General features: G+C 65.3%; 18 protein-coding genes, 1 tRNA gene and 1 pseudogene. 12 read left to right on the forward strand and 8 right to left on the reverse strand.

Translation table 11 applies throughout. The annotated features are described in order from the left end of the window. Positions 1-14 precede the first annotated feature (14 nt). The 4 genes from AC5Y7E_RS16095 to AC5Y7E_RS16110 are packed head-to-tail and all read right to left on the reverse strand — an operon-like array spanning position 15 to position 3,546. Positions 15-443 carry a carboxymuconolactone decarboxylase family protein gene (locus AC5Y7E_RS16095; RefSeq protein WP_499949737.1) on the reverse strand — a complete coding sequence of 143 codons (429 nt, stop codon included), beginning with the start codon at positions 441-443 and terminating at the stop codon, positions 15-17. Beyond that, positions 443-1,300 carry an NAD(P)-dependent oxidoreductase gene (locus tag AC5Y7E_RS16100; protein ID WP_499949738.1) on the reverse strand — a complete coding sequence of 286 codons (858 nt, stop codon included), beginning with the start codon at positions 1,298-1,300 and terminating at the stop codon, positions 443-445. The genes AC5Y7E_RS16095 and AC5Y7E_RS16100 overlap by 1 nt, the downstream gene beginning before the upstream one ends. Continuing rightward, complete coding sequence (locus AC5Y7E_RS16105) at positions 1,297-2,046, reverse strand: SDR family oxidoreductase (protein WP_499918957.1); 750 nt, start codon at positions 2,044-2,046, stop codon at positions 1,297-1,299. The genes AC5Y7E_RS16100 and AC5Y7E_RS16105 overlap by 4 nt, the downstream gene beginning before the upstream one ends. 30 nt (positions 2,047-2,076) lie before the next feature. Beyond that, positions 2,077-3,546: an aldehyde dehydrogenase gene (locus AC5Y7E_RS16110; RefSeq protein ID WP_499949740.1), complete on the reverse strand. Its 1,470-nt coding sequence runs from the start codon at positions 3,544-3,546 to the stop codon at positions 2,077-2,079. 206 nt (positions 3,547-3,752) lie between these two features. Here AC5Y7E_RS16110 and AC5Y7E_RS16115 point away from each other — a divergent pair, with 206 nt between their 5' ends. From AC5Y7E_RS16115 to AC5Y7E_RS16150, 8 genes are all read left to right on the forward strand, one after another. After that, positions 3,753-4,382 (forward strand): TetR/AcrR family transcriptional regulator, encoded by a 630-nt coding sequence (locus AC5Y7E_RS16115; RefSeq protein WP_499949741.1) that lies wholly within the window; start codon positions 3,753-3,755, stop codon positions 4,380-4,382. Further along, entirely contained in the window at positions 4,383-5,600 is a 1,218-nt protein-coding gene (locus AC5Y7E_RS16120) for a cytochrome P450 (RefSeq protein ID WP_499918961.1), read from the forward strand. Then, complete coding sequence (locus AC5Y7E_RS16125) at positions 5,601-6,425, forward strand: SDR family oxidoreductase (RefSeq protein WP_499949743.1); 825 nt, start codon at positions 5,601-5,603, stop codon at positions 6,423-6,425. It begins immediately after the preceding gene. Then, positions 6,422-7,777 carry a lanosterol 14-alpha demethylase gene (gene cyp51 / locus AC5Y7E_RS16130; protein WP_499949745.1) on the forward strand — a complete coding sequence of 452 codons (1,356 nt, stop codon included), beginning with the start codon at positions 6,422-6,424 and terminating at the stop codon, positions 7,775-7,777. Before AC5Y7E_RS16125 ends, cyp51 begins: the two co-directional genes overlap by 4 nt. A 12-nt stretch (positions 7,778-7,789) precedes the next feature. Then, entirely contained in the window at positions 7,790-7,999 is a 210-nt protein-coding gene (fdx, locus tag AC5Y7E_RS16135; protein ID WP_499918966.1) for a ferredoxin Fdx, read from the forward strand. A 4-nt stretch (positions 8,000-8,003) separates the two neighbouring features. Beyond that, positions 8,004-8,549: a nuclear transport factor 2-like protein gene (locus AC5Y7E_RS16140; RefSeq protein ID WP_499949747.1), complete on the forward strand. Its 546-nt coding sequence runs from the start codon at positions 8,004-8,006 to the stop codon at positions 8,547-8,549. Between the two features lie 167 nt (positions 8,550-8,716). Beyond that, positions 8,717-9,844 carry an NDMA-dependent alcohol dehydrogenase gene (locus tag AC5Y7E_RS16145; protein WP_499949749.1) on the forward strand — a complete coding sequence of 376 codons (1,128 nt, stop codon included), beginning with the start codon at positions 8,717-8,719 and terminating at the stop codon, positions 9,842-9,844. A 16-nt stretch (positions 9,845-9,860) separates the two neighbouring features. Further along, positions 9,861-10,289, forward strand: coding sequence for a ketosteroid isomerase family protein (locus tag AC5Y7E_RS16150; protein WP_499949750.1), 429 nt, complete (start codon positions 9,861-9,863; stop codon positions 10,287-10,289). Positions 10,290-10,317: 28 nt separating this feature from the next. Here the strand turns inward: AC5Y7E_RS16150 and AC5Y7E_RS16155 are convergent, their stop codons facing one another. Next, positions 10,318-10,974, reverse strand: a complete 657-nt coding sequence (locus AC5Y7E_RS16155) for a dihydrofolate reductase family protein (RefSeq protein ID WP_499949752.1) — start codon at positions 10,972-10,974, stop codon at positions 10,318-10,320. A gap of 160 nt (positions 10,975-11,134) precedes the next feature. Between AC5Y7E_RS16155 and AC5Y7E_RS16160 the strand changes: the two genes are divergently transcribed. Then, positions 11,135-11,539 carry an HIT family protein gene (locus AC5Y7E_RS16160; RefSeq protein ID WP_499918975.1) on the forward strand — a complete coding sequence of 135 codons (405 nt, stop codon included), beginning with the start codon at positions 11,135-11,137 and terminating at the stop codon, positions 11,537-11,539. Here AC5Y7E_RS16160 and AC5Y7E_RS16165 read toward each other — a convergent pair. Both AC5Y7E_RS16165 and AC5Y7E_RS16170 read right to left on the reverse strand, forming a co-directional pair. Next, positions 11,527-12,969, reverse strand: coding sequence for a sensor histidine kinase (locus tag AC5Y7E_RS16165; RefSeq protein ID WP_499918977.1), 1,443 nt, complete (start codon positions 12,967-12,969; stop codon positions 11,527-11,529). The genes AC5Y7E_RS16160 and AC5Y7E_RS16165 overlap by 13 nt on opposite strands. A 25-nt stretch (positions 12,970-12,994) precedes the next feature. Further along, complete coding sequence (locus AC5Y7E_RS16170) at positions 12,995-13,714, reverse strand: response regulator transcription factor (RefSeq protein WP_499918980.1); 720 nt, start codon at positions 13,712-13,714, stop codon at positions 12,995-12,997. Between the two features lie 153 nt (positions 13,715-13,867). Between AC5Y7E_RS16170 and AC5Y7E_RS16175 the strand changes: the two genes are divergently transcribed. Then, a complete protein-coding gene (locus tag AC5Y7E_RS16175) occupies positions 13,868-14,584 on the forward strand; it encodes a hypothetical protein (RefSeq protein ID WP_499918982.1) in 717 nt (238 codons plus the stop codon). Positions 14,585-14,613: 29 nt separating this feature from the next. Then, a tRNA-Thr gene (locus AC5Y7E_RS16180) sits at positions 14,614-14,685 on the forward strand. Between the two features lie 125 nt (positions 14,686-14,810). Here AC5Y7E_RS16180 and AC5Y7E_RS16185 read toward each other — a convergent pair. After that, positions 14,811-16,363 (reverse strand): annotated as a pseudogene (locus AC5Y7E_RS16185) (MFS transporter). Between the two features lie 779 nt (positions 16,364-17,142). Between AC5Y7E_RS16185 and AC5Y7E_RS16190 the strand changes: the two are divergent. After that, a partial coding sequence (locus AC5Y7E_RS16190; RefSeq protein WP_499949753.1) for a condensation domain-containing protein occupies positions 17,143-18,397 on the forward strand: 1,255 nt, incomplete at its 3' end.

An 18,397-nucleotide genomic window follows, 5' to 3' on the forward strand; every position in this document is an offset into this window, starting at 1 on the left:
ACGGCGGGTCGCTCTCACTCACCCCTGTGCATCTTCACCGCGGCGTCCACATTGGCCTTCTTGTCCTCTCCAGATCCCTTCTCCGCGGCCTTCTTGCGTTTGGCCACGACGGCGTCGACGGCGCCGTTGAGCGCCGAACCCAGCGGGAAGCCCAGGTAGTGGGTGAGGAAGACGGCCATTTCCTTCAGTTCGGTCTCGGTGAGTTCACCGTTGAGAAGGGCTGCGTTGATTTGGATTTCGGCCAGGTCACGGTTTCCGATCGCGGTCACCGCCGTCAGCGTCATGATGCGCTTGTCGCGCATCGACAATCCCGGTCGCGTCCAGATGCTGCCGAACAGGTGGTCGACGGTCAGGTCGAAGTACGCGTCGCCTTCGATGTTGGGCATCTCCCAGCCGTACACCTCGTTCATCTTCGCGAGGCCCTTGCTGCGCAACTCGTCCATTACGCCTCTTTCTCTGTGTGCGGTACTCCGAGGCCTGCGGCCAGCCGCTGAAAGGCCAGCTGGGCAAACGGCAGATCGACCGAGACCGCCTCGCCGAGAGCCAACGCCAGGCTCAGGTCCTTCTCTCCCAGGCCGCGGGCATGCACAAAAGACTGGTACAGGAAGTTCTCCGGCTCAATGTCTTTCATGTTGTCACGGACCATGATCGCCCCCGGGCCCCCGGTGAGGGCGTCGGTGTGACGGACCACCCGACCCAATGCCTGCAGGTCGAGTCCGGCCGCCTCGGCGAGTTTCATGGCCTCGCACGCAACGGCGTACGAGGTGAACGTCAACATGTTGCGGGCCAGCTTCATTCGCGTCCCGGCACCCGGATCGCCGGCGTGGATGACCATCGCGGCCCAGTGCTTGAAGGCCGGCTTGATCCGCTCGTACACGTCGCGCTCGGCGCCCACCATCGTGGCGAGCTCACCCTTCGCTGCCGCGGCGGCCCCACCGCTCACCGGCGCGTCGACGATATGGATGCCATGAGGCTTGTGCTCGGCCGCGAGGTCGACCGCGGTGGTGTCGCTGATGGTCGAGTGGATCGCGATGACGGTGCCGGGTTTCGCGTGGGCCGCCAGCTCGCCGACCACCTCACGCACCTGGGCGTCGTTGAGGACGGTGATGTGGATGATGTCGGCGGCGGCGACATCGGCGACGCTGTCGGCCAGGCTGGCGCCCCTTTCGGCCAGCGGGGTCATCGCCTCGGTCCTGATATCGTAAACCGTGATCCCGCCAGGCCATTCGGTCATCTTTGTGGCCATCGGCGCGCCCATGTTGCCCAGGCCGATATAGCCGAGCTTCGCGTGATCGCTCATGATCGGATTATCTGTCCGCCGTCAACATTGAAGATCTGTCCGGTGATCCACGATGCCTCGTCGGAGAGCAGGAACAGGCACATGCCGACCAGGTCCGCGGGCGTGCCCATGCGCGACAGCGGCAGGCCCTTGACGATGTCGTCGACCATCTCCTTGGGCGTGGTGGTCCGGTTGGCCTCGGTGTCGATGGGGCCCGGAGCGATTGCGTTGATCCGGATCTTCTGGCCACCCAGTTCGCGGGAGAGCTGCTGAGTCAGGCCGTTGAGTCCGACCTTGGCCAGGCCGTAGTAGTTCGCGTAAAGCCAGGCGGCGGTGGATGATTGGTTGACGATCGCCCCGCCGCCACGCTTGGCCATCTTCTTGTACACCGCGCGGGTGCACCACAGCGCCCCGTCGAGGTTCACGCTCATGAACCTGCGGTAGTACTCCGGGTCGATGGTGAGCAGGAAGTCCAGCTTCATGCCGCCGAAGATCGCGGCGTTGTTGACCAGGTAGTCGATGCCGCCGAATTCGGCCAGCGTGCGGTCGGCCATTTCCTTGGCCGACGCGGGGTCGGATACATCGACCGGAATGCTGATGGCGGTTCCGCCGTCGGCGACGATTTGCTTGGCGACCGCGTCCGCGGCCTCGACGTTGATGTCGGCGACCACCACCGCCGCGCCCTCGCGGGCCAGCGCCTCGGCGTACGCCTGCCCGATGCCGCCACCGGATCCGGTGACGATGCCGACTTTATTCTCGAATCGCATGGTTTCCTCTCGGTCGCCTGATTGGCGCGGTCACTGCACGGCTGTGGCAATGGTTTTGACTTCCAGGTACTCCTCGAAGCCGGCCAGGCCCATTTCTCGCCCGTTCCCGGACTGTTTGTATCCGCCGAACGGCGCGTCGGCGGAATACCAGACGCCGCCGTTGACATTGACGGTTCCCACCCGCATCCGCGCTGCGAAGTTGGCCGCACGTTCGGGGTCGGCACCGAACACGGTGCCCGACAAGCCATATGGCGAGTCGTTGGCGATGCGCAGTGCGTCGTCTTCGCCGTCGTAGGCGATCACGGTGAGCACCGGCCCGAAGATCTCCTCCCGGGCGGGACGCGCGTCGTTGGTCAGGCCCGCGATCACGGTGGGCTCGATGAAGAACCCGCGGTCCTTGTCCGCCGGCCGGCCGCCGCCGCAGGCGAACGTTCCGCCCTCGGCGATCGCCAGGTCGAGGTAGCTCTGCACGCGGTCCCGTTGCCGCGCGGAAATCACCGGGCCGCACACGGTTCCGGAGTCGTCGGGGTCGCCGGGCTTGATCGAGCCCATGGTTCCCGCCGCGATGGCGACGGCCTCGTCGTAGCGGGCCCGCGGCACCACCAGCCGGGTCGTGATGGCGCAGCCCTGCCCAGCGTGCATGGCCGCGGTGAATGCCGACATCGAACACGCCCCGCCCAGGTCCGCGTCGTCGAGAACGACGAACGCCGACTTGCCGCCCAGTTCCAGGAACACTCGCTTGATGGTCGCGGCGGCGTCAGCCATGACGCTGCGCCCCGTCGCGGTCGACCCGGTGAACGAAACCATGTCCACCCGAGGGTCTTTGGAGAGCAGCGCCCCCATCCGGTGGTCGTTCGACGTGATGATGTTGACGACACCGGGCGGGAAGTCGGTGTGCTCGGCGATGATTTCGCCGAGCACGGCGGCGCACCAGGGCGTGTCCGGTGCGGGCTTCAACACCACCGTGTTGCCGGCGGCCAGCGCGGGCCCCAGCTTGGCAAGGTTGATCTGGTGCGGGAAGTTCCACGGGGTGATCGCACCGACGACGCCGACGGCTTCACGCGCGATCGTGCGCCGGGTCGGGATGCCCATCGGCGAAGCCTGGCCGAGGTCCCGATTCCACTCGTAGGCCTCGGCGGTGTCGGCGGCGAAGCTCAGGTCGCCGACCGGTCCCTCCAATTGCGCGGCCGAGGTGAGCATCCGCGGGGCGCCAACCTCGGCGATCGTGATGTCGCGCAGTTCCTCGATGTGGTCGCGCATCGCGTCGCGCAGCTGCCGTATGCAACGCACCCGCAACTCGGTGTCACGGGACCAGTCCGTGTCGTCGAAGGCGCGCCGCGCGGCGTCGATGGCGCGGTCCATGTCGGTGGCATCGGCGTTGGCGGCGACGCCCAGCACCTCCTCGGTCGCCGGGTTCACCGTGGGGAAGTTGCCGGCGCTACCGGCCGACAGCCTGCCGTCGATGAACAGTTCACTCACGCCGTCGGCCAACAAGGCCATGTCCCGCTCCCGTCTGCGCGCGGCAACCGCCACGCCATCTAGTGGACAGCTGTCCGATATTGTCCGATCGAACCATAGTCGTCGGCCAGCCGAAGGTGCAAGAGCCTATCTGGGATGTTGCCCGCCACGCGGCGCAGAACGCCGATAAGCAGCGATTTTGCCGAGCGGGCTTGCTTCTCCCCGTTTTGGTCCACTAGCTTGGACATGTGTCCAGCGACGCACTGGTGACTATCACATCCGACGGCGACCGCCAGACCGGTCAGTCGCCGCGCAACCGTCGTCAGGAAGAGACCTTCCGCAAGGTGCTGGCAGCCGGCATCGAAACCCTGCGGGAAAAGTCGTACGCCGACCTGACGGTCCGCGCCGTAGCCGCCCGCGCCAAGGTCGCCCCGGCCACCGCGTACACCTACTTCTCATCGAAGAACCACCTGATCGCTGAGGTCTATCTCGACCTGGTGCGGCGGGTTCCGTTCTTCACCGACGTCAACGACCCGATGCCGGTCCGGGTGGACAAGGTGCTGCGGCACCTGGCGCTGGTGGTCGCCGACGAGCCCGAGGTCGGCGCGGCGTGCACGACGGCGCTGCTCGGCGGCGGCACGGATCCGGCCGTTGGCGCGGTGCGCGATCGCATCGGCGCGGAGATCCACCGCCGCATCGCAACGGCGATCGGACCCGGGGCCGACCCCAACACGGTGGCCGCGCTCGAGATGGCGTTCTTCGGCGCATTGGTACAGGCCGCCAGCGGCCAGTTCACCTATCACCAGATCGCCGACCGATTGGCCTATGTAGTGAGCCTGATCCTGCCCGGGACGACAAGCCAGGAGACACGAACGTAAATGACCGTCCATGTGGGCGACCACGAGCTGGTCCTCGATCCCTACGACTACGACTTCCACGAAGATCCGTACCCGTATTACCGGCGGCTGCGCGACGAGGCCCCGCTGTATCGCAATGACGAGCTGAAGTTCTGGGCGCTGTCGCGGCACCAGGACGTGCTACAGGGATTCCGCAACAGCACAACGCTTTCCAACAAGTACGGCGTCTCGCTGGACCCGGCGTCCCGAGGCCCGCACGCCAGCAAGACGATGTCGTTCTTGGCGATGGACGACCCCGCCCACCTGCGGCTGCGGACGCTGGTCTCAAAAGGCTTCACCCCGCGCCGGATTCGCGAACTCGAACCCCGGGTCACCGAGATCGCGACCCGGCATCTCGACACGATGCTGGCCAAGGCCGAAGACGGTGCGGTCGACTACGTCGACGAGTTCGCCGGCAAGCTGCCCATGGACGTCATCTCCGAGTTGATGGGAGTCCCCGAGCCGGATCGCGATCAGGTTCGGGCCTGGGCCGACGGGGTGATGCACCGCGAGGAAGGTGTCACCGACGTGCCGCCCGAGGCGGTGGAGGCCTCGCTCAACCTGATCGTCTACTACCAGCAGATGGTGGCCGAGCGGCGCGAGAAGCTGACCGACGACCTGACCTCGGCGCTGCTGGAGGCCGAGATCGACGGTGACCGGCTCACCGACGACGAGGTGCTCGGCTTCATGTTCCTGATGGTGATCGCCGGCAACGAGACCACCACCAAACTGCTTGCCAACGCCGCATTTTGGGGCCACAAGAGCCCGGACCAACTGACGCCGGTCTACGAGGATCTGTCGCGGGTGCCGCTGTGGGTCGAGGAGACCCTGCGCTACGACACCTCCAGCCAGATCCTGGCTCGTACCGTGTCCGGTGAGCTCACCCTCTACGACACCACCATCCCCGAGGGCGACGTACTGCTGCTGTTGCCCGGTTCCGGCCATCGGGACGAGCGGGTCTTCGACCACCCTGACGACTACCTGATCGGGCGCGAAATCGGGCCCAAACTATTGAGTTTCGGTAGTGGCGCACACTTCTGCCTGGGCGCGCATCTGGCGCGGATGGAAGCCCGGGTCGCGCTCACCGAGTTGTTCAAGCGAATCCGCGGATACGAGGTGGACGAGGCCAACGCCGTCCGCGTCCACTCGAGCAATGTCCGCGGATTCGCTCACCTACCGATGAGCGTGGAGGTCCGCTGAATGCCCCGGTTTGAACCCTTGCCCGAACGCCGGCCCGCCATCGTGGCCGGTGCTTCCTCCGGCATCGGAGAGGCCACCGCCATCGAGCTCGCGGCGCACGGCTTCCCCGTCGCCCTGGGTGCGCGCCGCGTCGAAAAGCTCGACGACATCGTCGGCAAGATCAACGCCAACGGCGGCGAAGCGGTCGGCTTCCACCTGGATGTGACCGATCCGAACTCGGTGAAATCCTTTGTCGCACAGTCGACCGATGCCCTCGGCGACATCGAGGTGCTGGTGGCCGGGGCCGGCGACACCTACTTCGGCAAGCTCGCCGAAATCGCAGGCGACGAGTTCGAGTCGCAGCTGCAGATCCACCTCGTCGGCGCCTTCCGCCTGGCCTCAGCCGTCCTTCCGGGCATGCTCGACCGCCAACGCGGCGACCTGATCTTCGTCGGTTCCGACGTCGCCCTGCGGCAGCGCCCACACATGGGCGCCTACGGCGCGGCCAAGGCCGCGCTGGTCGCGATGGTCACCAACTTCCAGATGGAGCTCGAGGGCACCGGCGTGCGGGCCTCGATCGTGCACCCCGGCCCGACGAAGACCTCGATGGGCTGGAGCCTGCCTGCCGAGAAGATCGGCCCCGCGCTGGAGGACTGGGCCAAGTGGGGCCAGGCGCGCCACGACTACTTCCTAAGGGCGGCGGACTTGGCGCGAGCGATCACGTTCGTCGCGGAGACACCGCGCGGCGGCTTCATCGCCAACATGGAGCTTCAGCCCGAAGCCCCGTTGGCCGACAACAAAGATCGCCAGAAACTCGCGCTGGGCGAAGAGGGGATGCCGTCATGACGACCACAACTGTGGTGCCCCGGGTTTCCGGCGGCGAGGAAGAACACGGTCACCTCGAGGAATTCCGCACCGACCCAATCGGTTTGATGCAGCGCGTCCGCGACGAGTGTGGCGACGTCGGGTGGTTCCAGCTGGTCGACAAGCACGTCATCCTGCTCTCCGGCGCGGGTGCCAACGAGTTCTTCTTCCGGTCCGCCGACGAAGACCTGGACCAAGCAGCGGCGTACCCGTTCATGGCGCCGATCTTCGGCAAGGGCGTGGTGTTCGACGCCAGCCCGGAGCGGCGCAAGGAGATGCTGCACAACTCGGCGCTGCGCGGCGAGCAGATGAAGGGCCACGCCGCGACCATCGAAGCTCAAGTGAAGGGCATGATCGCCGACTGGGGCGACCAGGGCGAGATCGAGTTGCTCGACTTCTTCTCCGAGCTGACCATCTACACGTCGACGGCCTGCCTGATCGGCGTGAAATTCCGCAACCAGCTCGACCACCGATTCGCCGAGTACTACCACGAGCTCGAGCGCGGCACCGACCCGTTGTGTTACGTCGATCCCTACCTGCCGATCGAGAGTTTTCGGCGTCGCGACGAGGCGCGCGTGAAACTCGTTGCGCTGGTGCAGGAAATCATGAACGAGCGGCTATCCAACCCGCCCCAGGATAAAAGCGACCGTGACATGCTCGACGTGCTCGTGTCGATCAACGACGAGGACGGAAACCCGCGGTTCTCCGCCGACGAGGTCACCGGCATGTTCATCTCGCTGATGTTCGCCGGGCACCACACCAGTTCGGGGACCTCGGCGTGGACTTTGATCGAGCTGATCCGCCATCCCGAGGTGTACGCCGAGGTGCTGGCCGAGCTCGAGGAGCTCTACGCCGATGGCCAGGAGGTGAGTTTCCATGCGCTGCGGTCGATTCCGAAGCTGGACAACGTTGTCAAGGAGACCCTGCGGCTGCATCCGCCGCTGATCATCCTGATGCGGGTCGCCAAGGGCGAGTTCGAGGTCGAGGGTTTTCCGATCCACGACGGCGACTACGTAGCGGCATCCCCGGCGATCTCGAACCGGATCCCGGCGGACTTCCCCGACCCCGACGCGTTCAAGCCGGACCGCTACAACAAGCCCGAGCAGGCCGACATCGTGAACCGGTGGACTTGGATTCCGTTCGGGGCGGGCCGGCACCGCTGCGTCGGCGCCGCGTTCGCCCAGATGCAGATCAAGGCGATCTTCTCGGTCCTGTTGCGCGAGTACGACTTCGAGATGGCGCAGCCGGCGGACAGCTATCACAACGACCACTCCAAGATGGTGGTGCAGCTCGCCCGGCCGGCGAAGGTGCGCTACCGCAAGCGCAGCGCGTAAGGAGTAAGTCCGATGGGCGGATTCAGGATCGAAGCGGATCTGGATTTGTGTCAGGGCCACGCCATGTGCGAATTGGAGGCGCCGGACTACTTCCGGGTGCCCAAGCGGGGCAAGGTCGAAATCGTCGACCCCGAACCGCCCGAGGACGCCCGCGACGAAGTCGAGCGCGCGGTCGAAATGTGCCCAACGCAAGCACTATTCATCAAAGAGAAGGAAGATTAGGACAATGGCGTCACACTCGCGCGAAGATCTCGAGGCATGGGTCGACCGCTGGCTGCAGGCCAACAAGGACTGCGAGAAGGCCGGTGACTGGCGACCGTTGGCGGACTTCTACACCCAAGACGCCACCTACGGCTGGAACATCGGCCCCAAGGAAGACGTGATGTGCGTGGGCGTCGACGAGATCCGCGACGTCGCCCTGGGCCTGGAGATGGAGGGCCTGGAGAACTGGGTGTACGAGTACCAGAAGGTGCTCATCGACGAAAAGCAGGGCGAGATCGTCGGCTTCTGGAAACAGATCGTCAACAAGGCCGATGGCACCCAGGACGAGATCTACGGCATCGGCGGCAGCTGGTTTCGCCTCAACGGCGACCAGCTCATCGAGTGGCAGCGCGACTTCTTCGACTTCGGTCACGTCGCGTACATGTTCGGCAAACTCATCGAGTCCGGGGACCTGAGCGACGGCATGCAGAGGCGCATCGAGCGCAGCCTCGCCGGCGAAAAGCTGCCCGGCTACTACCCGCTTGGCGAGGCGCCCGTCCCGATTTGGTGACCGCTGAGCTCACGGCGGCGCCCGCGGGAGCCAACCAAGCATTTGATTTGTTGCACGCGCTATGCTGACGCGACAAGGGTGCCTGTGGCACTCGTCACCCAGCTGGCCGGCATGAAGGGGCCGGTCAGCTCTGATCGATTCAAAGGCGAAATGGGGTCAGGACCATCGTGAAGACAAAAGGCGCACTGATCTGGGAGTTCAACCAACCCTGGTCTATCGAGGAAATCGAGATCGGCGACCCGCAAGCGCATGAGGTCAAGATCCAGATGGAAGCGGCGGGCATGTGCCACTCCGACCACCACCTGGTCACCGGGGGCATCCCGATGGCCGGTTTCCCGGTGCTGGGCGGCCACGAGGGCGCGGGCATCGTCACCGAGGTCGGTCCGGGCGTGGAAGACATCGCCCCGGGTGACCACGTGGTGCTGTCGTTCATCCCGTCGTGTGGTCAGTGTCCGACCTGTCAGGCGGGCATGCGTAACCTGTGCGACCTGGGCGCCGGCCTGCTGGGCGGCGCCGCCGTGTCCGACGGCACCTTCCGCATCCAGGCCCGCGGCCAAAACGTCTACCCCATGACGCTGCTGGGCACGTTCTCCCCCTACATGGTTGTGCACCGCAGCTCGGTGGTGAAGATCGACCCGTCCGTGCCGTTCGAGGTTGCCGCGCTGGTCGGTTGCGGCGTCACCACCGGCTACGGCTCGTCGGTCCGCACCGCCGACATCCGCCCGGGACAGGACGTCGCCATCGTCGGCGTCGGCGGGGTCGGCATGGCCGCGCTGCAGGGCGCCGTCAACGCCGGCGCCCGCTACATCTTCGCGATCGACCCCGTCGAGTGGAAGCGCGACCAGGCGCTCAAGTTCGGCGCCACCCACGTCTACCCCGACATCATGGCCGCGATGGCGGGCATGGCCGAGGTCACCTACGGCCTGATGGCCCACAAGGTCGTGGTCACCGTGGGCGAGCTGCAGGGCGCCGACATCGACAACTACCTGAACATCACCCAAAAGGGCGGCACCTGCGTGCTGACGGCCATCGGCAGCCTGCTGGACACCAATGTCACCTTGAACCTGGCGATGCTGACGCTGATGCAGAAGAACCTGCAGGGCACCATCTTCGGTGGTGGCAACCCGCAGTACGACATCCCGCAGCTGCTGTCGATGTACAAGGCCGGCAAGCTGAACCTGGACGACATGATCACCCGCCAGTACAAGCTTGAACAGATCAACGACGGCTACCAGGACATGCTGGACGGCAAGAACATTCGCGGCGTCATCCGGTTCACCGACGCCGACCGGTAGGCCGGCGGCGAAGAAAATGACCGAAACCGCTGAGGCCCAGGCATCCCCGGCCCTCGCCGCGTCGCAGTCGTCGTGGCGCTGCGTTCAGGCGCACGACCGGGAGGGCTGGCTGGCGCTGATGTCCGACGACGTCGTCATCGAGGATCCGATCGGCAAGTCCGTCACCAACCCGGACGGAACGGGGGTCCGGGGCAAGGAGGCCGTCGGCGCGTTCTTCGACACCAACATCGCGGCCAACCAACTCTCCATCACCTGCGAGGAGACCTTCGCGTCGAGTTCGCCCGACGAGATCGCCCACATCCTGGTGCTCAACAGCAAGTTCGAGGGCGGCTTCACCAGCTCGGTGCGCGGCGTTTTCACCTACAAGGTCAATGACGCGGGCCTGATCACCAACATGCGCGGGTACTGGAACCTCGACATGATGCAGTTCGGCAAACAGGACTGAGCCGGCCCTTCGACCGACGACGATCTTCTTAGCGGCGCGTGAAGATCAGATGCACGACGCCGCTGGGGCTGCTCACCGACTCCACGTCGAATCGCTGTTCGAGGCCTTCGAGCCCCGCCCACAACGACTCGCCGCGCCCCAAGACGATCGGCACCACCGCGATATGCAGGTGGTCGACGAGATCGGCTTCGAGGAACTGGCGGACGCTCGACGGTCCCCCGCCCAGGCGAATGTCGCTGTCGCCGGCGGCTTTTCGGGCTATCTGCAGGGCTTCGACAGGGCTTGCGTCGATGAAGTGGAAAGTGGTGCCACCGTCCATCTCGATCGGGGGTCGTGGGTGGTGCGTGAGCACGAAGACCGGTGTGTGAAACGGCGGCTCGGCGCCCCACCAGCCCTGCCATTCCTCGCCGCCGTCTTGGCCGGCCCATGGTCCGCGCTGCGGACCGAACTTGTTGCGTCCCATGATTTCGGCGCCGATGCCCGGCGCCCATTGGCTGGCCAAGGCGTCATCGATGCCGGTGGCCCCGCCCGACTCGCCGTGCATGGCGCGGAACGTCCGCGTCGCGAAGAACCACTCGTGGAGCCGTCCGCCGGCGTGCCCGAACGGCGCGTCCATGCTTTGGCCGACACCGGCGCCGAAGCCGTCGAGGGACACCGAGAAGTTGTGCACGCGCACTCGTGACATGGTGAGGTCTCCTGAATCCATCCGCGTTGTAAGGCGTCGCAGGATTGACCCGCGAACGCGGCCGAACTCATCGGTGCGTCGCCGAGATTGCCTTGGCGGCTCGGGGCGCGAGCTCGACCAGGACCGCTGCCGCAATGTCGACACCCCTATGCTGGGGCCCATGGCGTCGATCTTCACCAAGATCATCAACCGTGAACTCCCCGGCCGTTTCGTCTACGAGGACGACGACGTCGTCGCGTTCCTGACGATCGAGCCGATGACGCAGGGGCACACGCTCGTCGTGCCGCGCGCCGAGATCGACAACTGGCAGGACGTCGACGGGTCGGCCTTCGCCCGGGTCATGTCCGTGAGCCAGTTGATCGGCAAGGCCGTGTGCAAGGCCTTTCGCACCGAGCGTTCCGGCCTGATCATCGCCGGGCTAGAAGTGCCGCACCTGCACGTGCACGTCTTCCCCACCCGCAGCCTGAGCGACTTCGGCTTCGCAGGAGTCGACCGCAACCCGTCAGCGGAATCGCTGGACGACGCCCAGGCCAGGATCAAGGCGGCGCTGGCTCAGTTGGCGTGAACCGGCTCGTGCGCCGTCACGTCACTGATGCGAGGCAGCGTCACCCGGAACCGGCAGCCCTCGCCGGGCGCCGTGGTCACGCTGACGACACCGCCGTGCGCGCGCACCAACGACTCGACGATGGATAGGCCCAGACCGGTGCCCCCGCTGGCCCTAGCCCGCGACGAGTCGGTCCGATAGAACCGCTCGAACACGCGCGACGCGTCCTCCTGGTTCATGCCGGGACCCTGGTCGGCCACTTCGAGCACCGCGTTGTCGCCGTCGGTGCCCACCCGCACGGTGACGTCGGCGCTTTCCGGCGTGTGCTGCAAGGCGTTGGCGACGAGGTTGCTCAGCACCTGGCGGATCCGCGCTTCGTCACCCAGGACCTCCGGGGTGCCGGGGCCGTCGAGAACCTCCATGGTGATGGTGCGCCCGGGGTCCATCGCCTGCCCGTCGTGCACGGCATCGCTGGCCAGCGCCAGCAGGTCCACCCGATGGTTTTCCAGGGGGCGCTGCACATCGAGGCGGGCCAGCAGCAGCAAGTCGTCGACCAGCAGGCCCATCCGCGACGCCTCGCTTTCGATTCGCGACATCAGCATCGCCACGTCGCGCGCGGCGCCCTGGCGATAAAGCTCGGCGAAACCGCGGATGGTGGTCAGCGGGGTGCGCAGTTCGTGGCTGGCGTCGGTGATGAACCGCCGCATCCGGTCCTCGGAGCCGCGAGCCTTGTCCGCGGAGGACTCCGAGGACGCCAGCGCTTGCTGAATCTGCGCGAGCATCCCGTTGAGCGCCTGGGACAGCCGGCCCACCTCGGTCCGCGGATCTCGTTCTGGCACACGGCGATCCAGCTGGCCTGAGGCGATTGCCGCGGCCGTCTGCTCGACCTCGACGAGCGGCCGCAGGCTGCGCTGCACCACCGCGAAGCTGGCGATTCCGACGACGGCAAGCACCGCCACCCCGATGCCCATCTGCAACCAGACCAACGAAGTGAGCGTGTGCTGGACGTCCGACAAGTCGATCGCGACCGTGGTAAGCCCGTGCGGACCGTGCACCGAGACCGCCCGCCACTGAATGTCCGAGCCGTTCACCGAGGGCAGCGTCGTCGGGTTGGGACCCACGTCGTTGTCGGGCGGTAGCGCCGGTTCGGCGTTGCGGTCGTTGATGGCGGTGAACGGGGTGCCGTCGGTGCTGACGCCGCGCACGTAGAACTTCGACGGCGGCCGGCCCGGGTCGGGACCATTGAAGGGCGGCGGCGATTGCCGCCGCGGGGCCTGCGCCCAGCCGCGGGACGCGTCGAGCAGCGTGGAGTCGATGCGGCTGACCAGGCTGTGCCGCAGGATGGACGTCACCGCGACACCGGAAACGGCGAGGCCGCAGGCGACCAGGGCCAGGGTGGCGGCGACGAGCCCTATCCGCAGGGGCAGTCCACGTCGAGGCTTGGTGACCATCTACCTACTTCTTCGCTACCGCTGCTCACCGCGGTTCTCGCAGCACATAACCCACTCCGCGCAGCGTGTGCAACAGCCGCTTCTCGCCCGTATCGATCTTGCGACGCAGATACGACACGTAGGACTCGACGACATTGACGTCACCTCCGAAGTCGTAGCGCCACACGTGGTCGAGGATCTTCGGTTTGCTCAACACCGTGCCGGCATTGATCACAAAGTAACGCAGCAGCGTGAATTCGGTAGGCGACAGCGATACCGGCTGACCGGCCTTCCACACCTCGTGGGTCTCCTCGTCGAGCTCGATGTCGGCGAAAGTGAGGCGCGCGCTGCGCGGTTCGGCCCCCGCTTTGCCGGCACGGCGAAGGATGACCCGCAAGCGGGCGACGACCTCCTCGAGACTGAACGGCTTCGTCACATAGTCGTCGCCACCCAGCGTCAGGCCGGCGATCTTGTCCTGCAGTGAATCCCGGGCGGTCAGAAAGAGGGCGGGGGCGTCGATGCCGTCGGCGCGCAGCCGCCGCAGCACCCCGAACCCGTCCATGCCCGGCATCATCACGTCGAGGATCACGGCGTCGGGACGCGCCTCGCGCGCCCGATCCAGCGCCTGGGCGCCGTTGGTGGCCGTATACACCTCGAACCCCTGGAATTTCAGACTCACCGACAGCAGCTCGACGATGTTGGCTTCGTCGTCGACCACGAGGACCCGAGCCTCGGATTTCGAGTCGTTGGGGGTTGCCGATGTCATGTCCATGTCCCTTACTTGAACGTTTGCTATGTGAAGGTTGTGCGCTTCCTGAAAGCTCCGTGCCAACAAACTGATAGTAGTCTGCCAGGGATCATCGCATTGCCTTGGGACATAAAGGTCTTGCCCGGTGTGCGTCGTGAATAGACTCTTGGAATGAACCTCACCAGAAGCATCGTGTCGGCTGCGACCGCGCCCGCCCGGGTGGGTCTGGCCGCCGCGGATGCGGGTCTGAGCGTGGCGAGCGCGGCCGTCGGCGTGGCAAAGCGGGCTGTGGGTGAGAGCGGGGCCGCCGGCACCACCGCAATGACGTCGATGCTGGGGATCGACGACGCGATCGTCCGGGCCAATCGGCTGGCCCGACTGCTCGACGACGACGCCCCGCTGGGCCGGGCCGTCGCCCCGGACGGTCCGATCGATCGCCTGCTGCGCCCCGGCGGGGTGGTCGACATGCTGACGTCGGAGGGCGGGCTGCTGGACCGCCTGACCGCCGAGGGCGGCGCCCTGCAGCGCACCCTGCAGCCGGGTGGGCTGGCCGATCAGCTCGTCGCCGAAGACGGTCTGATCGAACGACTGCTGGCCGAGGACGGCCTCGCCGACCGGCTACTGAGCGAGGGCGGGCTCATCGACAAGCTGACGGCGAAGAACGGGCCGCTCGATCAGCTCGCCGACGTCGCCGACACCCTGGCTCGACTGACACCCGGGATGGAGGCCCTCGAACCCGCCATCGCCACCCTGCAAGACGCCGTCATCGCGCTCACCATGGTGGTCAACCCGCTGAGCAACATCGCCGACCGGATTCCGCTGCCCGGGCGGCGGCGCCCGTCGTCGCGGGCGGTGCGCTCCGCGGGCGTGATCGACAGCGACCGGTGACCGATTAGGCTGGGTCCGGTTCTAACCCCGCCTCCTTAGCTCAGTGGTAGAGCACTCGCCTTGTAAGCGAGCGGTCGTCAGTTCAATCCTGACAGGGGGCTCCGCGCATTTGGCCGGGTCGCGCACCGGTTCAGGCTGTGATTGCTGATGGCCTCGCGCAACCTGACTGCGCGAAGGGGCCTTGGAGCGGCGGCCCAGCCAATGCTCTTGTGCCCGTTGGCTTTAGCTAGAGTTCGCCGGCGTCGTAGGCTTTCTTGACTTCCGCCGCATGCGCCACCTGCTGCGCACTGTAGCCGATGAGCAGCGCCACCCCACACACCAGCACGGCCACCCCGGCCAGCCACTGCAGACCGTAGGTGTAGCCATGGTCCAGCGCGTGCAACTGGGCGGCGTTCATGGACTTTGCCGGCCCGGTGGTGCCGCCGAGTTGCAGCGTGCGCCAGGTGATCACGCCCTGGATCACGGCCAACACCACCGGCCCGCCGAGGCGGGAGAGCATGAGCGAAATCGCGGATATAGGCCCAATCTGGTCCAGTCCGACGCTGGCGATCAGCGAAAGCGCGAGCGGCACATTGATCACGCCGATACCGATGCCGGAGACGACGAGCGGCACCACAAGGTTCGGGAAGTACGGTATGCCCCGGTGCAGCGTCGAGGCGTAAAGCACCGCCCCCAGCACGAGCAGGCCGCCGATGATCACCACCACCCGCGGCGGCAACGACATGACCAACCGCGACGCCGCGCCGGCCCCGATGCCCACGGCGACGGCGAACGGGATGAACGCCACGCCCGCGCGCAGCGTGCTGTAGCCCATGATGTCCTGCACGTACACGCCGATCAGCAGGGTGAGGGTGAACATGACCCCACCGGCCAGAAACATGGCCGCGAACATAGCCAGCCGGTTGCGATCGAGGAACAAGCCAAACGGCACGACCGGGTTCTCTGCCCTGCGCTCCACCACCACGAACGCCAGGAAAGCGCCCAGGGCCACCACGCCCGAACCGATCGTGACCGGCGACAGCCACCCTTTCTCCGGCCCCATCGAAAAGCCGAGCACCGCCGCGGTGAAGACCAACGTTGCCAAACCTGCCCCAGTCGCGTCGAGCTTTGTGCGCTCCTTCTGCGTTTCCCGCAGCGAGGCGTAGGCCAGATACAGCACCACCACTCCGATCGGCACGTTCACCAAAAACACCAACCGCCACGACACCTCGGTGAGCAAGCCGCCCACCACCAGGCCCAGCACGGAGCTGAGGCCGCCGATCGCGCCCAATACCGCCATCGCAGCATTGCGCAGCGGCCCCTTCGCGAAAGTCGTTGCCACCAGCGCCATACCGGTCGGTGCGATGATCGCGGCGGACACACCCTGCAGCAGCCGCGCCAAAACGAGAACGCCCCCGTTCCAGGCGACGCCGCATATCGCCGAGACGACGGTGAACAGCGCGACGCCGACGATGAAGGCGCGCTTGCGCCCGATGGTGTCACCGAGACGACCGCCCAGCAGTACCAGCCCGCCAAAGGTCAGCACGTACCCGGTGATGACCCAGCTCCGTCCGGCATCAGACAGACCCAGGTCATTCTGGATCCTGGGAAGAGCGACGACCGCGATCATCCCGTCCATCGTGGCCATCAGCTGCATCCCGCCGATCGCGATAACTGCTGCGACGAACCAGCGAGGCGGGAGCTTTGTCGGCAAGTCTTTGTTGGTACGGCCTGGGGTGGTCGGTTTGACGGGCATCGGACTCGTTTCGTGCGTTGTGTCGTCCAGTGATGTACTGCCACTCCGCAAGAGCGAAAGTCGGCTTAGCGGGCACCCTACGGAATCTGAAGAGTTGTTATCCGGGAAACTGACCAGATAAACATGCTGGGTCACCGAGTAAGCCCCGAATAACGCTCAATGCGCGTGGGCAGGCAATCCGGGGGCAAGTTAGGCAGCAAGCTGACCATCGGAGTCGACTGGCGCCGTACGTGAACCAAGCGCTGCAGGATTGCGCCAATAAGTACGCAGTCGGCCCCGCTAATTAGGCGTGCGTCAAATATGTCGGAAGTGTGTGCCCACAGCGACTAGTTGCACGACCAATCGCTCGGCGAAGTGCAGGGGAGCCGTTGATTTAACGCTGCGCCAATAAGCGGCTGTCGCCGAGCATCGCAGGCAACGACTCCATAAAGCGGTAACTGTTTTCTTCATTCGGATCGCAGGGCTGAAAGCACCGCGAAGGTGATGCACGCACTGAGGCGTGTACGCCGCCCGGGGTCGGCGCACACAGCGCTCAGGAGCGTCGAACAGTTTCGCACTTTGGAAAGACTTTGGGGCTCGCCGGCCGCCCCACGCCGCAAGTCGTCAATCGCCAGATCCACAGTGAGGGAAGCGCAACCGGCCCAATCCTGCGGCGAAGGCATCGGTCAGAAAAAAGCCACAGCGTCTTTTCAGAACTTTGCCGAAACGCCGGACCGAGCTCGTTTGGCAGCAGTAGGGTTGGTTTCTCAAATCGACTCAGGTCTGCGCGGGGCGGACGGCGGTGAGCCGAGGCAATGGGAAGTTGATCTTCGGGGGTAGAAGAGTGCAACTTGATGGCCGGGCCTTACCGCTGACGCGCGGACAGCTAGACATCTGGCTCGCGCAAAAAACGGGTCGCTTCGGCGCGAAATGGCAGCTGGGTGAACTGCTGCGAATAGAGGGCCCGATAGACCCTGATTTGCTTCAGCAGTCGATCGTTCACGTTCTGCGTGAAGCCGAACCACTTAGGGCTTCCTTTTTCGAAGTGGATGGCAGGGTTTTCCAAAAGCCGGTTGACTACCCCGATGTCGAGCTAGCCCAATACAACCTCATTGGCTCGCGTGATCCTGCACAGGACACCTATCGGCTTGCATCATCGATCCAATCGACTCTGATGCCCCTGGATGGCCCGCTGTTCAAATTTGCACTATTCCAGACGCAACCCGAAGAATTTCATTTATTCGCGTGCTGCCACCATATAGTAGTAGACGGAATCGGACTTACTTTTGTTTGTCACCGCATCGCGAATGTATATTCTGCAATGGCCGCAGGCGAGCCGATTCCACCCGCTTTTTTCGGACCGTTGAGTGACCTGGTTGATTGCGAATTAGCATACGAAGAGTCTGACGATTATGCCGCTGATCGAACCTATTGGACGAGGAATCTTCCGCCGGAAATCGAACCAAGGTACAGGTTGGCGGACTCGAACCGGGGCGGGGGCGATCAACGGGCTTCTGAGCCCGTTCAGTTGGACCCGTCGTTCGTTGCCGGGGTTCAAGAGCTGTCACACGCCTTGCAGATCCGACGATCGTCAGTGATTACGGCCGCCTGTGCCCTCTTGGTGCGCGCGTTCGACACCGAAAGCCCGGAGGTGGTGCTCGACTTTCCGGTGAGCAGGCGCGTTGATCCGAAGACGCAGACGGTGCCCGGAATGGTTTCCGGATTCCTGCCGCTGGTATTGCCAACATCTCCTGAATCGGACGTTGCTACTTTTTGTAAAGTCGTCGACACGCGAATGCGCGAAGCGCTGAAACATCAGCGGTTCCCTGTGCACGCTATTGATGACAAGACACGTCTCGGCGGTTCTGGGCAGACGTCTAACCGGGTCGCCGTCAACATCATTCCGGCAACACACACGGGGCATTTCGCCGGCGGCCGGACGACGGGAACCCTCACCCATGCCGGCCCGTTACATTTCGGTCTGGTCTTTTTCCGAGACGACGATCAGCTTTTCCTCACCACGGTGGGTGACGGTCAATTCTTTTCTGATTGTGACGTGCGAGATCTCGCCGAGCGGTTGGAGCGGGTGTTGGCGGCGA

This window comes from Mycobacterium sp. NGS17 (assembly GCF_059813205.1).

Excerpts from the sequence above, each read along its gene's own strand:
- AC5Y7E_RS16095 (WP_499949737.1), bottom strand. The coding sequence starts at position 443 with ATGGACGAGTTGCGCAGCAAGGGCCTCGCGAAGATGAACGAGGTGTAC.
- AC5Y7E_RS16100 (WP_499949738.1), bottom strand. The coding sequence starts at position 1,300 with ATGAGCGATCACGCGAAGCTCGGCTATATCGGCCTGGGCAACATGGGC.
- AC5Y7E_RS16105 (WP_499918957.1), bottom strand. The coding sequence starts at position 2,046 with ATGCGATTCGAGAATAAAGTCGGCATCGTCACCGGATCCGGTGGCGGC.
- AC5Y7E_RS16110 (WP_499949740.1), bottom strand. The coding sequence starts at position 3,546 with ATGGCCTTGTTGGCCGACGGCGTGAGTGAACTGTTCATCGACGGCAGG.
- AC5Y7E_RS16120 (WP_499918961.1), top strand. The coding sequence starts at position 4,383 with ATGACCGTCCATGTGGGCGACCACGAGCTGGTCCTCGATCCCTACGAC.
- AC5Y7E_RS16125 (WP_499949743.1), top strand. The coding sequence starts at position 5,601 with ATGCCCCGGTTTGAACCCTTGCCCGAACGCCGGCCCGCCATCGTGGCC.
- cyp51 (WP_499949745.1), top strand. The coding sequence starts at position 6,422 with ATGACGACCACAACTGTGGTGCCCCGGGTTTCCGGCGGCGAGGAAGAA.
- fdx (WP_499918966.1), top strand. The coding sequence starts at position 7,790 with ATGGGCGGATTCAGGATCGAAGCGGATCTGGATTTGTGTCAGGGCCAC.
- AC5Y7E_RS16140 (WP_499949747.1), top strand. The coding sequence starts at position 8,004 with ATGGCGTCACACTCGCGCGAAGATCTCGAGGCATGGGTCGACCGCTGG.
- AC5Y7E_RS16150 (WP_499949750.1), top strand. The coding sequence starts at position 9,861 with ATGACCGAAACCGCTGAGGCCCAGGCATCCCCGGCCCTCGCCGCGTCG.
- AC5Y7E_RS16155 (WP_499949752.1), bottom strand. The coding sequence starts at position 10,974 with ATGTCACGAGTGCGCGTGCACAACTTCTCGGTGTCCCTCGACGGCTTC.
- AC5Y7E_RS16160 (WP_499918975.1), top strand. The coding sequence starts at position 11,135 with ATGGCGTCGATCTTCACCAAGATCATCAACCGTGAACTCCCCGGCCGT.
- AC5Y7E_RS16165 (WP_499918977.1), bottom strand. The coding sequence starts at position 12,969 with ATGGTCACCAAGCCTCGACGTGGACTGCCCCTGCGGATAGGGCTCGTC.
- AC5Y7E_RS16170 (WP_499918980.1), bottom strand. The coding sequence starts at position 13,714 with ATGACATCGGCAACCCCCAACGACTCGAAATCCGAGGCTCGGGTCCTC.
- AC5Y7E_RS16175 (WP_499918982.1), top strand. The coding sequence starts at position 13,868 with ATGAACCTCACCAGAAGCATCGTGTCGGCTGCGACCGCGCCCGCCCGG.